The sequence below is a fragment of the Afipia sp. 1NLS2 genome, assembly GCF_000178995.1.
GTDB lineage: Bacteria > Pseudomonadota > Alphaproteobacteria > Rhizobiales > Xanthobacteraceae > Afipia.
The window spans coordinates 413,878-433,772 of the sequence record NZ_ADVZ01000002.1; the positions used below are offsets into that span (position 1 = coordinate 413,878).

Below are 19,895 nucleotides of genomic sequence, written 5' to 3' on the forward strand. Positions count from 1 at the left end.
TGGGCTTTTCCGCCTAACGCGGAATGTTATCGTTTCCTTACGCGAATCGCGTCGCAGCATCGTTGAAAGATCATCGATGAGCGCAATCCAGCCGGGCTCGCAGCGCAGGCCTGGCAGCGTGGGGCCCGGAGTCATGGGGACGGACAATTTCGAGTCCAAACGGCTTGCCGAGCAACAGCTCGGAGGTGGTTCAGCATCTCGGCTCGGCTCGCAGGAATTTACCGCACCGCAAGGCCGAAACAACACTGACCCGTTCGCAGGACTGGACGATGGCGCAGCTGCCAATCTGGTCGAGCTCAGCGGCGTCATCAAATGGTTCGACGCCTCGAAAGGCTACGGCTTTATCGTTCCCGACAATGGCTGGCCGGATATTCTCCTGCATGTGACGGTGCTGCGGCGCGACGGCTTCCAGACAGCCTATGAGGGCGCGCGGCTGGTGTGTGAATGCGTGCAGCGGCAGAAGGGCTATCAGGCTTTTCGCATCCTCTCGATGGATGAATCGACCGCCATTCACCCGGCGCAGATGCTGCCGCCGCGCACCCATGTCAGCGTGACGCCAACAAGCGGGCTCGAGCGTGCACAGGTGAAATGGTTCAACCGCCTGCGCGGGTTCGGCTTCGTATCGTGCGGCGAGGGCACGCCGGACATCTTCGTTCATATGGAAACGCTGCGCCGCTACGGCATGACCGAATTGCGGCCTGGCCAGTTCGTGCTGGTGCGTTATGGGCCCGGTTCCAAGGGCATGATGGCCGCCGAGATCCAGCCCGAGGTCGGCGCGGGCGGACTGTCGTCCCACTAATTCCGATCTGCCGTTTGCTGGTTTGGCCAGCGGGCGCTCGCGCATCATCCACGGCAACGTGATGAGGCGAAAGCTGACGCCTGCCGGGCGATTTGCTATGGGGCCGCGAGATCAAAACCAAGGCGGCCGATGATGTTTGGAATTCCGGGATTGAGAGCAGGGCGGGCAGCCGCGGCATTACTGGCGCTCAGCCTTGGCTGCGGCCTCGCTGCAAACCCCACGCAGGCTGCGGATATGCAGACGCTGGAGATTGTCACCAAGTCCGGCGTCAAGGTTTTCAACGTCGAGATCGCCAGGACGACCGAGGAGCGCGAGCGGGGCCTGATGTACCGCAAGGAGTTGCCTGACGGGCAGGGCATGCTGTTCGACTTCTCGCCGCAGCAAGAAGTGTCGATGTGGATGAAAAATACCTATGTCTCGCTCGACATGATTTTTATCCGAGCCGATGGCCGAATTCTGCGGATCGCGGAAAACACCAAGCCGCTGTCGGAGCGGATCATCTCATCGGGCGGCCCGGTCAAGGCGGTGCTGGAGGTGGTGGCTGGAACCGCACGGAAGGACGGGATCGCAGCCGGCGACCGGGTTGCGGGACCGTTGTTCGACCGGAATTAAAGGCCCTATCCGATACCTTGCTGGGGTGATGCGAACAGTGTAACCACTGGCGTCCCGGGGTATAGCGTAGCCTGGTAGCGCGGCGGTTTTGGGTACCGCAGGTCGCAGGTTCGAATCCTGCTGCCCCGACCAACTCATCTTAAATCTAAGAATTTCCAGACATCTAATTGAAAAATCAGATTTTTTGACGTTTAGCTGCGAGCTCGGCAGCGCCATAACGACGCCTATAGGCTGCCGCCCTGAAAATGGAAAGCACGGAGAAAACCGCTGGCGATGAGCGCGGCTTGGCCTTGTCGCGCCGAAAATCCGGTTCGCGATCCGAAGCCGGGATCGGCCCCAAGATCAGCCCTTGGTGTAGAGCACCGCCGGCGCGGCGGGGTCCAGAGTCTGGCGCGACACGGTGCAGGAGACCGAGGCGTTCTTGTGCAGGAAGAGCAGGGCTTGGTCCTGCATGCCATCGAACCAGATGCCACGGCCGGCATAGCGGTAGCCGACACCCATCGGGATCAGCCGCATCCGCACGGCGCTATGCGGCGCAAGGCTCAGCGTGCCGGTGACGACATCGCCCTCGGGGCTGACGGCGCGCGGGCAGAACGGGTAGTCGCGGCCGTTGTCACAGCTCAGGACGAAATCCGCGCAGTTTGCTTTGGCCGGCGTCGCCGTGGTGCAAGCGATTGAAAAGGCAAGAGCAAATAAGGCGGACGAGGCAATGAGAGTGCGTTGAATCATCATAATGAAATCCCCCGCTGGGATTTCTAGCGGAAGTCCTCGCGGACAACAAGCCGGAGTTAACGAACCTTAACGGGCAATCGCCCTTGGGTTGTGTGTGGCGGGCTTAACCCAAACCAGACAATTTGAGGCAAAAGCGCTTGCGTTTTCTTGACGTCGGATCGTTAGAAAGGGATTATTCAGCTTAATGATTTCTTAATTTTTTGAGGGGCCGCAAGGATCGGCTTCCGGGAGGATTTTATGAACGAGCGCGTCTGGATTGCTCAGGCTGACACCACTCCTGTTCAGAACCCTGCTCCTCTCAAAGTTGTAACGGTCGTGAAGCCTGGCAGCGAACAGGCGATCACGATCGATCTTGGCTTCGATCAAAAAACGAAAGTCGATCTCTCGGCGGTCGCGAACGAAAAGATGACGATGGTGCATGTCGGCACCAAACTCATCGTTCTGTTCGACAACCATTCGACGGTGACGATCGAGCCGTTCTTCGATTCAACCGGCAAGCCGCTCGCCAATCTCGATGTCAATCTCGGCGCGGGGCACGATGTCACGGGCGATCAGTTCGCTTCGCTGTTTCCGATCACCGAAGACCAGTCCGTGCTTCCGGCGGCGGGCGGAGGCGGCAGCCCCGCGAGCGGCGCCGACTTCCACAATCCGACGGTCGATCCGCTCGCGATCGGCAATCCGTTGCCGCTGCTTGGGCCGGAGGAGCTGGGTAATTTCCAGGTCAACCTTCCACTCGGCCCGCAATCCAACTTCATCGATACCGCGCCGGATATCACGCTGACGCCTGCGGACGTTGATTTGAACGGCCACAACATCGTGGACGAAGCGGGCATCGTTGCGCATATCGGGCAACCGGGCGGCACCGCGGCAGGCAATGGCAGCGCCGTCGCTCACGGCACGTTCGCGCTGAGCGATGTGGACGGCCTTGCCGACATCAAGAGCCTGACCATCAATGGCACGGTGATCGCGATCGCCGATCTGGTCACAGCGACGACGGCGACGCCGATCGTCGGCTCCAATGGCCACGGCACGCTGGTGATCACGGACTATGACCCCACCACCGGCATCGGCCACTACACCTACACGCTCAACACCTCCATCACGGAGAGCCCCGCTCAGAACAACGGAACCGATACGGTCGCGAACGGTGACTCGTTCACGATCGTGGTGACGGACAATAGCAATATCGCGTCGAATCCGGCGACGCTCCTTGTCGATATCAAGGACGACGTGCCGTCGATCACGGTGAGCCAGAGCGTGCCGACGCTGACGGTGGATGAAAGCTTCCTGCCGAATGGCACCACTCCGGACCCGGGTCTCGGCCACACCGTCGATACGGCGGATTTTTCTTCCGCGTTCACAGTGGTGGAGGGCGCCGACGGCGGAACGGTCAGTTACGCGCTGACCCTTGTGTCCGGTTCATCCAATCTCATCGATACCGCGACCGGCCAAGCCGTGGTGCTGACGGAGAGCGGCAACACCATCTCCGGTTATGTGACGGGTCACGTGGGTGACTCGAGCTACCTCGTCTTCACGCTGTCTGTCGATGCAGCAAGCGGCAGCGCGACGCTCACGCAGGATCGTGCGGTTCACGAGCTTGATACGAGCAACAACAACGAAGGCATCAGCCTGGACAGCAATCTGGTGACCCTGACGGTCACGGCGACCGACGGGGACGGCGATGTCACCTCGAAGACGCTGGACCTTGGCAGCAGCGTGACTTTCCAGGACGACGGCCCTGTGCTGTTGGCAAATGCTTCCACGACCGCGACTGTCGATGAAGACAATATTCACGACCTGCTGACACATGGCAGCAGCCCGGATTTCTTTGGCGGCACAGACCTGTTGGGCGCTGCGTACACGACAGGCTCGCTGTCAGGTCTGGTGGACTTCGGCGCGGACGGCAAGGGCAGCTTCTCGTTCGTCACCGGCGCTGAACGGACCAGCGCGCTGGCGTCGCTCAACGCCCTCGGCCTGACGTCGCACGGCGAAGCACTCACTTTCAGCATCAGCAATCTGACCGGCGATCTCATCGCGACCACTGGTTCGGGTTTCAACACCCACGTCGTTCTGGATCTGCATTTGTCGTCGAACGGCAGCTATATTGTCCAGTTGTTCGATGCAATCGATCACGACACGCCCCCGGCCAATACTGCTGACGAAAATACAACGCTGCAGGAACACGGGCAGAATACTCAGGTCGATTCCATCGACTTCGGGCAGATCATTCAGGCCACCGATGGCGACGGCGACCACGTCACGCTTGACGGTGCGTTCAACGTGAAGGTCATCGACGACGTCCCGCATGTCTCATTGTCGACCAGTCCGATTGTCTATGTCGGAATCGACGAGTCTGCCGGTTCGCAGGATGGGGCGAATATTTTTGGCCTGCAACTGCCGCCGAACGACACGACCTCCGGCTCTGTGCGTAATATTTTTGCGACGTTTGAAGCTACCCATGCCGGGACCGACCTCGGCAACGATACCGATATTGCGCATGCGGTGGCGGGTTCGCCAGCGATTGCCTACGCGCACGGGGCGGGGCCGCTTGTCATCCCCAACATCGCCGGCGGTGCCGACGGCGTGTCGTCCATTGCCTATTCGTTGCAGGTTTCCTCGACTGGCGTGTACTCCGGCGTCCAGACCACCGATGGGCATAACATCTATCTGTATGAAGACGCTGCGACGGGCCTGATCGTGGGCCGTGTTGGTGGCACTGATCCAGCCCACAACGACGCCAATGCCAATGGCACCATCGCCTTCGCCATCGCGATCGAGCAGGATGGTGATATCGACATCGCGCAGTATCTGTCGCTGAAGGAATTCGACACCAGCAAGAACAACGAAACAGTTTCACTTGCCGACGGCGCGATCCAGGCGAAGGTCATCGTCACCGATGGCGATGGTGACACCGCTTCCGATACGACCAATATCGGCAGCCATATTCTGTTCTACGACGATGGTCCGAGCGTATCGGTTGCCGCGGTCTCGGATGCGAATGTGGTGATCACGACCTATGACATTTCGGGCGGCAGCGATTCCTCGACGGCTCTCTTTGGCTCACTGTTCACGGCAACGCCGACTTACGGCGCGGACGGTGAGGGCTCGGGCCCGGCCTGGAGCTACAGCCTGAATATCAATGGTTTCGGAAACCATGTGAACTCCGGTCTGACGGCCATAGTTGGCGGCAAGATCTATCTGGCCGAACTGTCCGACGGAACGATCGTCGGCTACACCGGCTCGCAGGCGCCACACAGCATCGACAGCTCTGTTGTGTTCTCGATATCGGTTGACGGCAACGGCACCGTGACGCTGACGCAGTACGCGGCGATCAACCATGGGTCCGGCGACCTGGCCTCGCTCGCTGACAGCCTCATTCAGTTGACGGCGTCGGCAAATGTGACGGATGGCGATGGCGATGGAGCGAGCGGAAGCAAAACCATCAACATTGGAGCCAACCTCCACTTCCAGGACACGATGCCGTCTGCCGGCTCCAATAATACCGTCAAGCTCGACGACGAAACCGCTGTCCATACCTATGCCGCTCAGAATGCGGGTGGCACGGGTGACGTCCCAGCCTCAAACACCACGGGCACGCTTGCGCACACATTTGGTGCCGATGGTGCGGGTTCGGTCCTGCTGCAAAGTGCGACCCTGCCGGCAAACGAGGGCTTTACACAGGTTGTCACTAACGGCGGCAAGACCCTGACGATCTATCAGGAGCAGAACGGCCATACGGTTGCGGTTGTCCAGGTCTCGCTGACCGATTCCACCTCTGGCAATTACACCGTCACCGAACTGAACCCGATCTTCCAGCCGACGCACAGCACGACCGAGGACAACGTCCAGTTCACCGTCAACTACCAGGTGACGGACGGCGATAGCGATGCTGCTCCGGGCAGCTTCCTGATTTCCGTGAATGACGACACGCCGACGCTCGGTGCCATCGAGTCGATCACGGTCAGCGATAACGCCATCCATACCGGCACGATCGCGTTCAGCGCTGGCGCGGACGGCGTGGGCACGGGAGTTCTTTCCGGTACACCGCCGGCCAACCTGACATCGGGCGGGCAGGCCGTGCATTACTGGGTCAGCGCCGACGGGCACACCCTGATCGGCTATACCGGCAGCGCACCGTCAGGCAGCGATCAGCCTGATCCGAGCCATCAAGTGTTTGTGCTGACGCTTAATGCCAACGATCAAGGGTATTCGTATCAGCAGATTCAGGAATTCGACAACGCACACACGACCACCGACTTTATCGGCAATTCTAATTTTAGTTATCCGAATGCGCCGAATGGCGAAGTGGACGTGACATATAGCGGTGGCACGATCGCGAAGGTGACCGGCTCCGGGAACGTCAATGGCTCGAGCACAGGCTGGGGCATCGGCAGCGATACTTTCACGGGTGCCGACCACCTGCACTTCGATTTCAAGCAATCCGATACCGGCACGGCGACGAGCAGCGTCACCTACAGCTTCCATAAAGACGGCAGCGTCGATTATGTCGTGCATTACTCCGACGGCACCTCTGACACTGTTTCTGGCTATGCGGCCACGAAGGACGGCACTCTGACGCTCACCGCGCCAACCGGTGCCACCATCGATTCCGTCGACTTCACCGGCAACGCGGGCACACCCAATGGCGGCTTCAAGATTGTGCTTGATGGCGCTGATGTCGACACCACCACGACTTCGCCGACGAGCGATCTTGGATTCCACGTCGCGCTGACCGATGGCGACGGCGATGCCGTTGGCGGCGACTTCACGGTCTCGACCCATAACAACGCGCCGCTGGCGATCTCGGGCGAGGTCACCGGCACGGTTTACGAAGACGCACTGGCGCACGCGAACGTCGATCCCAACACGACACCGACGGGTGAAATCCACGGCAATCTCGCCACCGGCCTGTCCTATAGCGGTGACGAGGGTGGGCTGTCGTTCAGCTTCACGTCGCTTGGCGGCAGCCAGCAGCAGGTCCATACGACGGATTCGAACCATCCGCTGCTGACATCGGGCGGTCATCCCGTGTTCTTCTATCAGCAGGATGCGACGACACTCATCGGTTACACCGATAACGACTCCAGTGGGACGCACAATAACGGCGATACCACCATCTTCACGCTGACGTTAAATCAGACCACGGGCGACTATCAGTTCACGCTCAACGGGCCGATTGATCAGCCGATCAATCCGACCGAGGACACGCTCAGCCTCGACCTCGGTGGCCGCATCCAGGTCACCGACACGTCGGACGCCGGCGACACCCAGGCGATCCAGAACTTCACGATCGGTGTGGTCGATGACGTTCCTTTGGCTGCAAATCAGTCCAACACGGTCAACGAGGGAGGCGGCACCAACCTCATCCTGATGATCGATACGTCGGGCAGCGTCAACGGCACCACGCTGGCGCACGAGAAAACGGCTGCAATCAATCTGTTGAATGCCGGGCTTGGCGGCGGACAGGTTTTGATCGTCGATTTCGACAGCTCTGCTCATGCATCCGGGTGGCTCAGCGTTTCCGATGCCATCACCTACATCAATGGTCTGCAGTCCGGCGGCGATACCAACTATGAGAAGGCGCTGGATAAGGTCATGGATTTCGTCCAGGCGAATCCAACCCCTGACGCCTCGCAGACGGTGGCCTACTTCCTGTCTGACGGTCAGCCGACGGAAGGGCATATCAGCACCACGGGTCCGGGCAACGACCAGGCGGTGTGGGAGAACTTCCTCACGACGCAGAACATCGCCGTCTATGGCGTGAATTTCAGCGGAACGAGCGGCGACTCGGACATTGCCCCGATTGCGTATCCGAACGACAGCTCGCACAACGTCGGCATCGGCACCAACGGCACGACTCTGCCTGCCTATCCGGCAGGGACGCCTCACGAGGTTACCGGGAACGTCCTGACTGGCGAACATTTCGGCGCGGACGGTGCGGGGAACGGCGTCGGTCTGCAATCGATCACGATTGGCGGCATCGTCTATACCTACGACAGTGCCGCCGGCCACATCACCTATAATGATGGCACGGCCCATACCCTCAACGGCACCACGCTGGACGTGCACACCACGCTCGGTGAACTTAACTTCAATTTCGCGAACGGCGATTACAGCTACAGCACAAGCGCGAGCGTCAGCAGCAACCAGACGGAGACGTTCCACTTCACCATCGTCGACAAGGATGGCGATGCGGCCGGAGCGGACCTCAACATCACCATCAAGAACGTGCTGCACGCACCCACCGGGCTGGATCTTTCATCGAGTGACGATACAGGAAGCAGCAACACCGATAACATCACGCATCAGCTCAGCGCGCTGACCGTCTCGGGCACGGCCGAAAACGGCACGACCGTGACACTATTCGACGATACCAACCACGACGGTATCTTGAACAATGGCGAGGTGACGCTGGCGAGCAATGTGACCGTGACCAACGGCACATTCTCGACGGATGTCACATTGGCTGGCGATGGCACCCATCATGTCGTCGCGTTCGAGACGGATGGATCGGGCAACACCAGCCCCACGTCGACGCCGCTCGACATCGTCATCGACACGACGCCACCGGCGGTGGCCGTCACCGGCATTCAGAATGACACGGGCACAGTCGGCGACCATATCACCAGCGATAACCGTCTTGTCATTCAGGGCACGGCAGAGGCGGGCGCTTCCGTCGATGTTTACCGTGGTTCGACCTATGTGGACACCACGACGGCGGATAGTACCGGACACTGGTCGATTAACGACGGCACCACGCTGGGCAATGGCAACACCTATCAATATACGGCCATTGCGGAAGACGTAGCTGGAAACAGCGCAACTTCGGCAGCCTATGCCGTGACGATCGATCGGACCGCACCTGAAGTCACGGTCGATGTGGTCACCGAGCCGATGAATATCGCTAATAACACATCGGTCGTCACGTTCGACTTCACCGAAGCCCCTGTCGGGTTCGATGCCAGCGACATCCACGTCTCCGGCGGCGCTTCGATTTCCGGCTTCACCGGATCGGGTACACATTATCAGGCAACGCTGACCGCCAACGCCGGCTATGAGGGCAACGTCACCGTTTCAGTTTCCGACAATACGTTTACCGATGCTGCCGGCAACGGCGGCGATGGAGACTCGGATTCCGTAGCCGTCGATACCAAGGCCCCGACTGCGGGCACGCTCTCGTTCGACAACTTCTCCGACAACGGCGGCACCCAAAATCCGCCGATTACCAACGATACCTCTTTCAAGCTCGACCTGTCGGGAGAAGGGTCTGGCACGGTCACCTATCAGGTTTCGACCGATGGCGGCGGGCACTGGACCACGACTGGCACCAACCAGAACAATCTGGGTGACGGCGATTATCAATATCGGGCGATTGTCACGGACAGTGCCGGTAACAGTTCAATCAGCAATGTCGTCGAGGTCGTGATCGACACCGTGAAACCCAGCGTCGTTTCTATTGCCATGAGCGACACAGCCCTGACGACAGGAGAGACTTCCACCGTCACGATCAAATTTTCCGAAGCCGTCACTGGATTCAGCAGCTCGGATGTGACGTCGCCCAACGGCAACCTGGGATCGTTGTCTTCGGCTGACGGCGGGGTGACGTGGACAGGTACGTTTACGCCCAATAACAACGTTGCCGATACCACCAACGTGTTGAGTATCGCGGCGAACAGCTACACCGACCTTGCCGGTAACAATGGCTTGGGCGGTTCAAGCGACAATTACACGATCAATACGCATGTTAATCAGGCGCCTGTTGCCGGAGCAGACACCATCTATGTGTCCGATTCCACGGCCGTAGCGATCCCGCTGTCGGTGCTGCTTGCCAACGATCACGACCCCGATGGCGGCACGTTGCAGATCACGGATGCAACGGCTGTTTCGGGTCTTACGGGAACGCCCGACGTCTCGGTTCACGACAACGCCGCCAACTTTACGACGCCGGGTCTGAACAGCGATGATACGTCCGGCAATTCGTTCCAGTATACCCTTGTTGATGGGCAGGGCGGGTCATCGTCCGGCACGGTCAATGTCAATGTTCTCGACGTCAACAACAATGGCAATGACACTGTCGATCTGCACAACAACACGTACCAGTACGCTTTCATCAACACGGGCAGCGGAAATGATTCGCTGACGCTCGGATCTGGCATCGATAATTTCAACGGCGGGCTGGGGGCCGATACGTTCATCGTCCACGATCGCACGGATCTTGGCACCGATGACATCATCGATGGCGGCCTCGAGAAGTCGACAACCGATACGCTTCGGCTGGATGATGGCGGCACCTACGATCTCACAACCTTCAATATTAAGAATATCGACCAGCTCGTTCTGAGTGATAACCATTCGTTCAACATCACAATCGGCAATGCGATGGTTTCAACCGCCGATTTCGACCATAACGGAACGGGCGGTGATCTTGGTATCTCCGCGGACACGACGATCACCTCGGACGTCACCATTGATGCATCAAGCCTGACGGGCACGAACCACATCACGCTCGATGGTAGCAACTTCAGGGGAGACGATATCTTCAAGGGTGGTGCAGGCGACGATACGATCTCAGGAGGCCGTGGCGACGACACGCTGATCGGTGGCGGTGGGATCGACACCCTTCAGGGCAACAGTGGAAGCGATCATTTCCAGTTCAACGCGCTTTCCGATCTGGGTGATCACATCGTTGATTTTAGCCATTCGGATGGTGACGTGATCGATCTGCTGGCGTCTGCCTTCGGTAGTGTCTCGTGGAAGGGCGATGGCTCCCTGAACGAGTCAATCTATACTGGCAACGATGCGGCTTCGCATAATCTCAGTTCGTCGCAGCATTTTGCCTATGATCAGTCCACCGGCACGCTCTATTACGACAGCAATGGTGGGTCGGACGCGAGCCGTGTGGTGCTTGCGGTTCTGGACAACCACGCGGCGATCCAGGCGACCGATATTCACAAGGTATGATGCTTCAACATTGAATCAAAAGGGCGCCTTGCGGCGCCCTTTTTTATTGCCCGCTTGAAACGGTTCACATCAGCAGCGGAAGCTCACCGATCGCGCCGCCTGCGGGCGAGGCGCTGGCCTCGGCGCCGGTCCATTCGGCAGCGCCAACCGCGTCGGCTGCGGGCAGGGCGTCGGTCTCGCCATCAAGCGGATCGCGCTTGGCGTAAGGCGTTGCGAATAATTGCACGCCACGATAGTTGATCGCAAACAGCGGAGTGAAGGACGAGATCTGGCTGTCTTCGCGCAACAGCGCGCTGCGGTTGTCCATGATCAGCCATTTGCCCTCGTGGTGCACGGCGAGCACCGCATGATCCTCGCGCACGGCGCGGTCGCGCACCAGCACAAGCCGCAGGTCTTCCGCAGCAAAGCCGGCTTCGCTGAGCGCGGCATATTTGGCGATGGCATAATCCTCGCAGTCGCCCTGGCCGGTTGCGAAGGAGGAGAGCGCCGAACTCCAGCGATCGGCGACGCCATACTGCATGCTGTCGCTGACGTAGCGGATGGCGAGATTGACGTTCTGATTGATATCCTCGAGCTGAGCGCGGCCGCTTTTCGCCTTTGCCGAGGCGACGAAGCGCGCGAACTGCGCAGCCGCAGGCGAGCAGCTGCTCGCATCGTTCTGGCACCGGTGCAGGCTTTCCGTATCCTTCGCCATGTCGGCTTCAAGCCCACGCCACTTGCGCCACAGCGCACCTTCCGGCGCGCGGAATGCGAACAGCCCGAACGGCTCAGGCCCGTTCACCGGGGCGATCTGGACGGAAGGCGTATCGGTTACAATGCCAGTCGGCGTCAGGGAGGCCAGTTCGACATCGTTGCCGGGCGCGGCAGTCCCGCGCTTGGTGGCATCGAGCTTGGCCAGCACGCCATTAATGGTGAAGAACTTCGCCTGCGGCGGTGCTACCGGCGCGTCATCGAAACGCAGCACATGGTCGCTGGCCTGCACGCTGCCGCGTGCACGCGCCGCGACTTCCGTGGCCGTTCCAGCCAGCACCAGCATGCTGCTCAGCATGGCAATGCCAGCGGCGAATGGTTTGGACACCCTTGAGACAGGCGACATTGTTGACGTCCCATATTGCGGGATCGTCAGCCAGCGTCTTCGCGCCGTACTTCGTCCCGTCTGTTATCGGGACCAGTGTTAGGGGCGTGCGGCTTCGCGAGCGTTAAATGCGCTTAAGGCGAGGAACTATTGTCGAAAGCGCGGTCAATTTGGGCTTTTCGGAAATGTTCGGATTTGATGAAACCTAATCCATAAAACATTAACGATACGGGGCCGCTCCAAATAGACCGGCGCGTCAATGCTCGCGCAACGCCTCGTCGCGCAGCATGCGGGCGGGCTTCATCATGTAGTCGAGCACCGACTTTTCGCCGGTCTGCACTTCCACAGTCGCCACCATGCCGGGAATGATGGGAAGAGGGTGCTCCGCCGTACCGAGGTGGTTCTTGTCGGTGCGGACGATCACACGATAGAAGCTCTCGCCTTTCTCACCACGCTGCTCTGATTTGTCGTCGACGATGGAGTCGGCGCTGATGCGCTCGACCTTGCCTTTCAGCGAACCGTAAACCGATGAGTCATAGGCGGTGATCTTGACCACTGCATTCTGCTGCGGGCGAATGAAGGCGATGTCCTGCGGACGGATGCGGCCCTCGACAAGCAGCGAGTCATCCAGCGGGACGATGTCCATCAGATTGGCGCCGGGCTGCACCACGGCGCCGACGGTCGTGACGTTGAGCTTGTTGATGATGCCGTTAACCGGAGATTTCAGATCGGCGCGACGTACGCGGTCCTGCGCCGACTTCGTGGTTTCCTCGAGCACGGCGAGGTCGGCACGCGATTTTGCTAGATCTTCTTCGGCCTGCGAACGGAACGTGGCCTTGGCAGTAGAAATGCGGGCCTGCGTTTCCGCGAGTTGACCGCGCATGTCCGATTCCTGCCGCTGCAGGCGCAGCATCTCGATTTCGGGCACGACCTTCTGCGTGTAAAGGTTCTGCGTCAGTTGGACTTCGCGGCTGAGGAGTTTGAGCGAATCCGACAACCGTGTCGCCTGCTGGGTCAGCACATCGACATCCTGCGCGAGTTTCTTGGCCCGGGCGTCGAACACATTCTGTTCGGTCTGCACGGCTTGCGGCGCACGTTCTGCGAGCTTGTCCGGAAATGTCGGTTTTGGCAGCCCTTTTACTTCAGCTTCGAGGCGCGCAACACGCGCAGCGTTGGCAAAGCGGCGTTCGCGCACCTCTCCAAGATCGGCCAAAAACTTGGTGTCGTCGATCCGCATCAACACCTGGCCCTGTTTGACGATATCGCCTTCCTGAACCAGGATATCCTGAACGATGCCGCCTTCCAGGCTTTGCACCACCTGCAATTGCCGCGAGGGGATGACACGGGCGTTGCCGCGCTTGACCTCATCGAGAACGGCGAAGTGCGCCCAGATGATGCCGACGACCATCAGGGCGACGGTCGTGCCCAGCAGGATCAGCGAGGCGCGAGGCGTTTTCAGCTCGGCAGCGGCCCGTACGTCATTGGCGAAGGAGAAATCAGAGCTTCGCATGGGGAGCCGTCTGGGGCCTGGTATTGGGTTTGGCGCCTTGCGCGGTCGCCGTGTTCTGTAGCCGTGCGATCACGAGATCGCGCGGGCCGTCGGCGATGAGTTTGCCCTGTTCGAACACCAGAAGGCGATCGACCAGTGCGAGCAGCGACAGGCGATGGGTGGAGACGATGATTGTCATCTCCTTCTGCTTCAGGGCCTTCAAGCGCTCGAGGAATTCCGCCTCGCTGCGCGTATCGAAATGGGCGGTCGGCTCATCTAGGAACAGCACCTGCGGCTTGCGGATCAGCGCGCGCGCCAGACCGATCGCCTGCTTCTGGCCGCCGGACAGGCTGCGGCCGCCTTCCGCGATTGGCAGATCATAACCGAGCGGATGATGAGCCGCGAACTGCTCGACACCGGCAAGACGGGCGGCCTCGAGAATTTCGGCATCGGTCGCTGCTGGATAACCGAGCGCAATGTTGTCGCGCAGCTTACCGAAGAACAGGTCGGTATCCTGCAGCACGAAGCCGACGCCGCGCCGCAGATCCGCAGGATCGAACTGCCGCAGATCGACGCCGTCGACCAGCACGCGGCCTTCGTCGGGCTGATAGAAACCCGAGATCAGCCGGCCGACCGTGGTCTTGCCCGAGCCGATCCGCCCGATAATGCCGACGCGTTCGCCCGGATTGATTTTGAACGTGACGCCGTCCAGCGCATTGACGGACGCATTGGGGTATTTGAAGTGGACGTTGTCGAAGGTGATGGACTCGCCCTTCACCTCGCGAGCGATGTAGGTGCGTCCCACCGGGCGTTCCCGTTCCAGCGTCATCAGCTTGTCGATCGAACGCATCGCAACGATTGTCTGTGTCGCGCGGGTGATGACGGCGGCGATGCCGGCGATCGGCGACAGGACGCGCCCGGCCAGCATGTTGGATGCGATCAGCGCGCCCATCGACAGCTTGCCGTCGAGAATGAGGAACACGCCGACGACGATCATCATCATGCTGGTGAGCTGCTGCGCTGTGCTCGCGGCGGTCAGCGACAAGGTCGACCAGAAGTGCACGTCTTCGCCCGAACGCGCGGTCGCGGCGACCGAACGCTCCCAGGCGTTCTGCATCTTGGCCTCTGCGCCGGTCGCGCGGACCGTCTCGATATAGGAAAGGCTTTCGACCAGTACGCCATGACGTGCGCTGGATTCGGCCTGCAGGCGGTTGACCGCGTCGTTGAGCGGGCGCTGCAGGATCACGCCGACCAGGATCATGATCGGCAGCATGGCTAAAGGAATCCAGGCGAGCGGGCCTGCGATGATGAACAGGACGACGATGAAGATCAGCGCGAACAGAAGGTCGGTTGCCGACACCACGGTACCGGAGGTGAAGAAGTCGCGCACGGAATCGAAATCGCGCATCTGGTTGGCGAGAATGCCGACCGATTGCGGCCGCTGCGCCATCTTGATCGAGAGGATGTGCTCGAAGATCTCGGCCGCCAGCACCACGTCGATCTTCTTGCCGGTGACGTCGATGATGCGGGCGCGCACGGTGCGCAGGACGAAATCGAACACAATCGCCAGGCCAAGGCCAATCGCCAGCGCGACCAGCGAGGGAATAGCCCCGTTTGGCACCACGCGGTCGTAGACGTTCATCACGAACAGCGGCGCCGCGAGCGCCAGCATGTTGACAATCAGGGCGGCGACGGCGACGTGGCGATAGTTGGCGCCGAAGCGTTGGACCACCGACCAGAACCAGTGCTTGCCCGGTATGCCACCAGCGGCCGCGACGCGATCCGTGGTCATGGCAACGGGCCGCAGCAGGAAGGCGTAACCGAGATAATCCCGCTCCATTTCATGGATCAGGAGTCTCTCGCGTTTGCGGGTCGACGGATTGATGATCTCGATCGTCTCGCCATCGGTCGCCATCAGGATGCGCGTGCTGCGATCGTGAAAAATCAGAACCGCAGGCAGGACGAGCGATGGGATGTCGGCAAGGTCGCGCTTGGTGGCTTCGACCTCGAGCCCGGCACGGGCGGCGGCGCGTGAGAACAGGTTGGGTGTCAGTTGATCGTGTTCGATCGGCAGACCGGACAACAGCGCGTCACGCGTGATGGCGCGACCATGATGGGCAGCAACGAACAGGAGAGCGTCGGAAAAGGAATCGTGTTCAGGCTTTGCATCCGCCACAGGCGCGGCATCCGGCAACGGCGAGCCGATCGGCTGCCCGGAAGGAAACGCTGCACGCGCCTGAAGATTCACGGTACTGGTCCTTTGGCCGACCCTCCGGCCAGCGGCTGACGATCATAATCGATCGCCGTTATTCCGGCCTCAAGATTCGAGCCCGGAAAACCCGGAGCCCTGCGGACCGTGATCCGACCCGATCCGCACCAATATTTAGGCTATTTTTAGCCTTTCAGCGGACCGCGCGGGTTAACCGGACCTGCCTTTTAGGGGTTAGTCTTAACGCCCCGAACGGCGGCATTGAACCAGGCCGGCACCGAGGAACTGGTTTCCGTGAACTCGGCTGCGGCAAAGGACAGGGCGCTGCCATTACCGGCGGTCTGGTTCGAGGAACGCAGATCGACCGGCTTCGGGGAACGGCTCTGCTCAAGCCATGCCGGATTGTGGCTGTTCTGGATGGTCGGTGTCGGAGACCAGACCTGCCAGCGGTCCCCGGAATTCACGATAGCGCCGGCAGCCGGGGTATATGGAATCGCGGAAGGGGTGCCCGTGACATTGAGCGGATTCGAGCCGGTGGACGGCAGGTTCCATATGAACGGCGCGATCTTGGTCGGGAACGGTCCGAACGCGACCTGATCGAGCGGGGCGGCTTCGACCGGCGGCGGTGCCTTCAGATAATCGAGGAGGGTGCCCATCGCGGCCAGCAACTGATAATCGGCGAACACGATGACACCGCGCGCCGAGGTCAGCGAGACGGCCGCGTTGAAATACTGGTTCTCGGCATTGAGAAGGTCGATCAGCGAGCGCTGGCCGAGTTCGTATTCCTTACGGTAGGCGTCGATCGCCTTGCGATCGGCGGCGAGCTGGCGCGTGAGGGCGCCGATGCGGCTCACGGTGATCGTGCGCGCGGACCACGCCTTGTCGATCGATTCAAGCGCGTCGCGCTGGAGCCTGGCGTGGGCCATGTTCTGTTGGTTGTAGCGCTCCGCCATTTCAGTGCGCCGCCAGGTGTCCTGGCCGCCGCGGAAGATATCCCACGACATCACGACCTTGCCGGATACGTCGTCACGGCGGCCGATATAGGTGTCGGAGTCGATGCCGCGCGAGGCACGGCCTTCAAGCGAGACGGTCGGCACGAACGAACCGGCGGTCGCATGGAAGGCATGGCGCGCTGCATCGGTGTCAGCCTGCGAGGCCTGAAGCGTCGCATTGTGATGGATTGCGACCGCAAGCGAAGCATCCTTGCTGGTCGGCATGCCCCTCAGCGTGCTGGGGAAGCGCAGATTGTAGGGCTCAACACCGACGACCTTGCGATATTTCGCACGGGCATCCTCGAGGCTGCGTTCGAATTCGGACAGCGCGGCCTTCGCCGCTTCCACGCGTTCTAGCGCCTGCTGCAGATCGCCCTCGCCGGAGCGGCCGCCTTTGTAGCGGGACTCGACGTTATTGAAGATTGCCTCGTGGTTGGCGACGTTCTGGCGTGCGAGGTCGACAAGGCGGGTGTAGCGGACGACGTCGATATAGGCTTCTGCCGCATCGAGTGCGATCAGCTCGGTGCGCTCGCGGACGCGGAAGGCGGACGCATTCACGCGCGCGGTCTGACGCCAAACCTCATTGATCGACGTGAATCCATCGAACAGCAACTGGCGGACAACGACGGACGCGTACCGGCCATGCATCGTCATGCCGCTGCCGGCAGGAGGAGTGGCGATGTTCTGGGTGAAGCGTTCGGGGCCCGCATTGGCTTCCAGACGCACCTGAGGCAGCAGTGTACCTTGCGTTTGCCGCAGCTCGCTTTCGGTCGCACGGCGATTGGCCGACGCCTCACCAACTCCCGGATTGGTCTGGATCGCTTGTTTCAGCGCATCGTTGATCGAAAACGGTTCGGCCTGAACCGAAGACACGCCAAACGACAACGCAAGCAATGATGCGGATAAAATAAACTTCATAAAATTTGTCCCCAGTAACGCGACATTAACTTGGGGCAAAATTCCAGACAATGGCGTGATTGTGAAAGTTCAGCGCAAAATCGCCATGTTTGAATATATCTATCTATATCAATGTTTTATCCAAGGTAACGCACGTCATAGATTAAATTTTTCTCTTCTCCCATGCCATTCTTGAAATATTATTCTACGAACTTCGAAATTATACGAAATAAAGAGCGTAATTATCATATGAAGAAGAAAATAAATCTCAGAACAAGCCTCGAAATTGTTGTTTCGAGGTAACAGCCGACAACTATTCGGTTGCAGAGCGCGATCCTGACAACTCTTTCCTTAAATTTCCCGGCCGCGATTTTGCCCCGTGCCGACCGTGATGGTGATCTGCTGCGTTTCGGTGCGGCCGTTGGGATAGGACACGCTTAGGGTCAAGTGGTCGCTGCCGGCGAAGTTTGGCTTGGAACGGTAGATGCCAATGAAGGCGGGCACCTCAAGCGCCATGCAATTCTTGTAATTGGTCAGGGAGACTTTCGCGCGCTTGACCGTGGCCGAGCCATTTTCGGGAGGCACGACCATCTGAATCGCAGGCAGGGGGCCGGAGCTGCAATTCGCCAGCACGTTGATATAGACGCCGATCCGGATGTCCTTGCCGCTTGCACCTTTGGCGGTACGCTGAACCGTGGTGCTCTGTGCGTATGACCATTGCGGCAGGCAGACTGCGATAGCCGCCGAAAACAGGCACGCAAGCCACGGCCGCCCGCTCAGTCCACCCCGCATCAGCGACGATTGCCTTCGCATCGGATATCTCCCAGCCCGGATTCCTATAGCCCTGCGTGATCCATCCATCAATTTTTCGGAGGGGCCGGCGGCGGTGCGGGCGCCTTGTCTTGCCGCTTCGACCAGTTTCCGTAATAGGCGATGGCGGTCATGATCGCGAGGCCGGTGAGACTGACCCAGATCTGGCTCCAGAGCGTGCCGTAGCTCATCATCAGGACGAAATGCCCGGCGAAGGACAGAAAGACGCCGACGCAGAACACCTGCAACGATTGCTGGCCGCATTTGATTAGCGGATCGAAGATCTTCCATTGCAGGCCCGGCCAGTCCTTGCGCACGAAGCGCGTGACGAGAAAAGCCAGCGCTATGAAATGCAGGAAGCGGTAAGGCGCGAGATTGGTCTTGTCGTTCGGATTGAAGGTATCCACGAGCCATGTTGGAAACAGCGCTCCGAATTCCGGGAAGCGGCCCGCCAGCGTCATCAGGAAGGCAAAAACCAGGTAGAGCGCGGCCATCCACAGCAGGAACGGCAGGCGGATCGCGACCCGCACCTCGCGGATTCCGGCCACCGCCACCCATGCGCCGAGCACGAACAGCACCTGCCAGCAGAACGGATTGAAATACCAGACACCGCCTGGGTAGGCCGGCAGATTCCAGCCGAAATGCCGGGCCGCGAAATAGAGCAGGAGGGAGCCCGCCATGGTAAGGTTAGGCTTGCGCAGCAACAGCCACAGCACCGGGCCGAAGCAAGCCATCAGCACGATGTAAAGCGGCAGCACGTCGAGGTTGAGCGGCTTGAAGCGCAGCAGCAAGCCTTGGGAAATCGTCTGGATCGGGCTGTCCACCAGCCCCGCGATGTTGAACTCGTTGATGATCTGGGGGTCGCTGTAGCGCAGCGCCACCCAGCCGATGGCGGCGACATAGATCACGAACAACAGGACATGGGCGACGTAGAGTTGCCAGACCCGCTTGAACAGCCGCGTCACGCCGACGATGAAGCCGCGCTGGATCATCATCCGTGCATAGACGAAGGCGGCGGTATAGCCCGAAATGAAAACGAACAGGTCGGCCGCGTCGCTGAATCCGTAATTCCGCGTCGTGATCCAGTTCACGGCGTTGTTGGGGATGTGGTCGAGGAAAATCGCCCAGTTGGCGACACCACGGAACAGGTCGAGACGCAGGTCGCGGCCTTTTAAAAGGGTTGCCTTGAGGTTCATCAAATATTCCGTCTCGGAGCCGGACAGAGGCGAGGTGGAGGCGGGTAACGCCCCGGCCGGACAGGCAGGGCGCGGATTGTTACGCGAACGGAGTGCGGTTATATAGGAGCCCGAGCCGTTCGC

General features: G+C 60.1%; 10 protein-coding genes and 1 tRNA gene. 4 read left to right on the plus strand and 7 right to left on the minus strand.

Annotated features, from left to right (window positions below; genetic code table 11):
• Positions 1 to 133: 133 nt before the first annotated feature.
• The 3 genes from AFIDRAFT_RS10630 to AFIDRAFT_RS10640 all read left to right on the plus strand — a co-directional run bounded on the left by AFIDRAFT_RS10630 (position 134) and on the right by AFIDRAFT_RS10640 (position 1,543).
• Positions 134 to 799, plus strand: a complete 666-nt coding sequence (locus tag AFIDRAFT_RS10630; protein WP_040298275.1) for a cold-shock protein — start codon at positions 134 to 136, stop codon at positions 797 to 799.
• Positions 800 to 928: 129 nt separating this feature from the next.
• The gene (locus tag AFIDRAFT_RS10635) at positions 929 to 1,411 is read left to right on the plus strand and encodes a DUF192 domain-containing protein (protein ID WP_040298277.1); all 483 of its coding nucleotides are present in this window, start codon (positions 929 to 931) and stop codon (positions 1,409 to 1,411) included.
• Between the two features lie 55 nt (positions 1,412 to 1,466).
• Positions 1,467 to 1,543 (plus strand) — tRNA-Pro (locus tag AFIDRAFT_RS10640).
• 210 nt (positions 1,544 to 1,753) lie between these two features.
• Here the strand turns inward: AFIDRAFT_RS10640 and AFIDRAFT_RS10645 are convergent.
• Positions 1,754 to 2,143 carry a hypothetical protein gene (locus AFIDRAFT_RS10645; RefSeq protein ID WP_009339404.1) on the minus strand — a complete coding sequence of 130 codons (390 nt, stop codon included), beginning with the start codon at positions 2,141 to 2,143 and terminating at the stop codon, positions 1,754 to 1,756.
• Positions 2,144 to 2,380: 237 nt separating this feature from the next.
• On the opposite strand from AFIDRAFT_RS10645, the gene AFIDRAFT_RS10650 reads away from it, so the two are divergent.
• Positions 2,381 to 11,104 carry a DUF5801 repeats-in-toxin domain-containing protein gene (locus AFIDRAFT_RS10650; protein ID WP_009339405.1) on the plus strand — a complete coding sequence of 2,908 codons (8,724 nt, stop codon included), beginning with the start codon at positions 2,381 to 2,383 and terminating at the stop codon, positions 11,102 to 11,104.
• A gap of 64 nt (positions 11,105 to 11,168) precedes the next feature.
• On the opposite strand, the gene AFIDRAFT_RS10655 is transcribed toward AFIDRAFT_RS10650, so the two are convergent.
• The 6 genes from AFIDRAFT_RS10655 to AFIDRAFT_RS10680 form a co-directional block, all read right to left on the minus strand.
• Positions 11,169 to 12,200: a transglutaminase-like cysteine peptidase gene (locus AFIDRAFT_RS10655; RefSeq protein ID WP_009339406.1), complete on the minus strand. Its 1,032-nt coding sequence runs from the start codon at positions 12,198 to 12,200 to the stop codon at positions 11,169 to 11,171.
• 235 nt (positions 12,201 to 12,435) lie between these two features.
• Complete coding sequence (locus AFIDRAFT_RS10660) at positions 12,436 to 13,689, minus strand: HlyD family type I secretion periplasmic adaptor subunit (protein ID WP_009339407.1); 1,254 nt, start codon at positions 13,687 to 13,689, stop codon at positions 12,436 to 12,438.
• The gene (locus AFIDRAFT_RS10665; RefSeq protein WP_009339408.1) at positions 13,676 to 15,916 is read right to left on the minus strand and encodes a type I secretion system permease/ATPase; all 2,241 of its coding nucleotides are present in this window, start codon (positions 15,914 to 15,916) and stop codon (positions 13,676 to 13,678) included. Before AFIDRAFT_RS10665 ends, AFIDRAFT_RS10660 begins: the two co-directional genes overlap by 14 nt.
• Before the next feature lie 188 nt (positions 15,917 to 16,104).
• The gene (locus AFIDRAFT_RS10670; RefSeq protein WP_009339409.1) at positions 16,105 to 17,787 is read right to left on the minus strand and encodes a TolC family outer membrane protein; all 1,683 of its coding nucleotides are present in this window, start codon (positions 17,785 to 17,787) and stop codon (positions 16,105 to 16,107) included.
• A 330-nt stretch (positions 17,788 to 18,117) separates the two neighbouring features.
• On the minus strand, positions 18,118 to 18,579 hold the full coding sequence (locus tag AFIDRAFT_RS10675) for a hypothetical protein (RefSeq protein ID WP_009339410.1): 462 nt from the start codon (positions 18,577 to 18,579) through the stop codon (positions 18,118 to 18,120).
• Between the two features lie 47 nt (positions 18,580 to 18,626).
• On the minus strand, positions 18,627 to 19,772 hold the full coding sequence (locus AFIDRAFT_RS10680) for an OpgC domain-containing protein (protein ID WP_009339411.1): 1,146 nt from the start codon (positions 19,770 to 19,772) through the stop codon (positions 18,627 to 18,629).
• Positions 19,773 to 19,895: the final 123 nt, after the last annotated feature.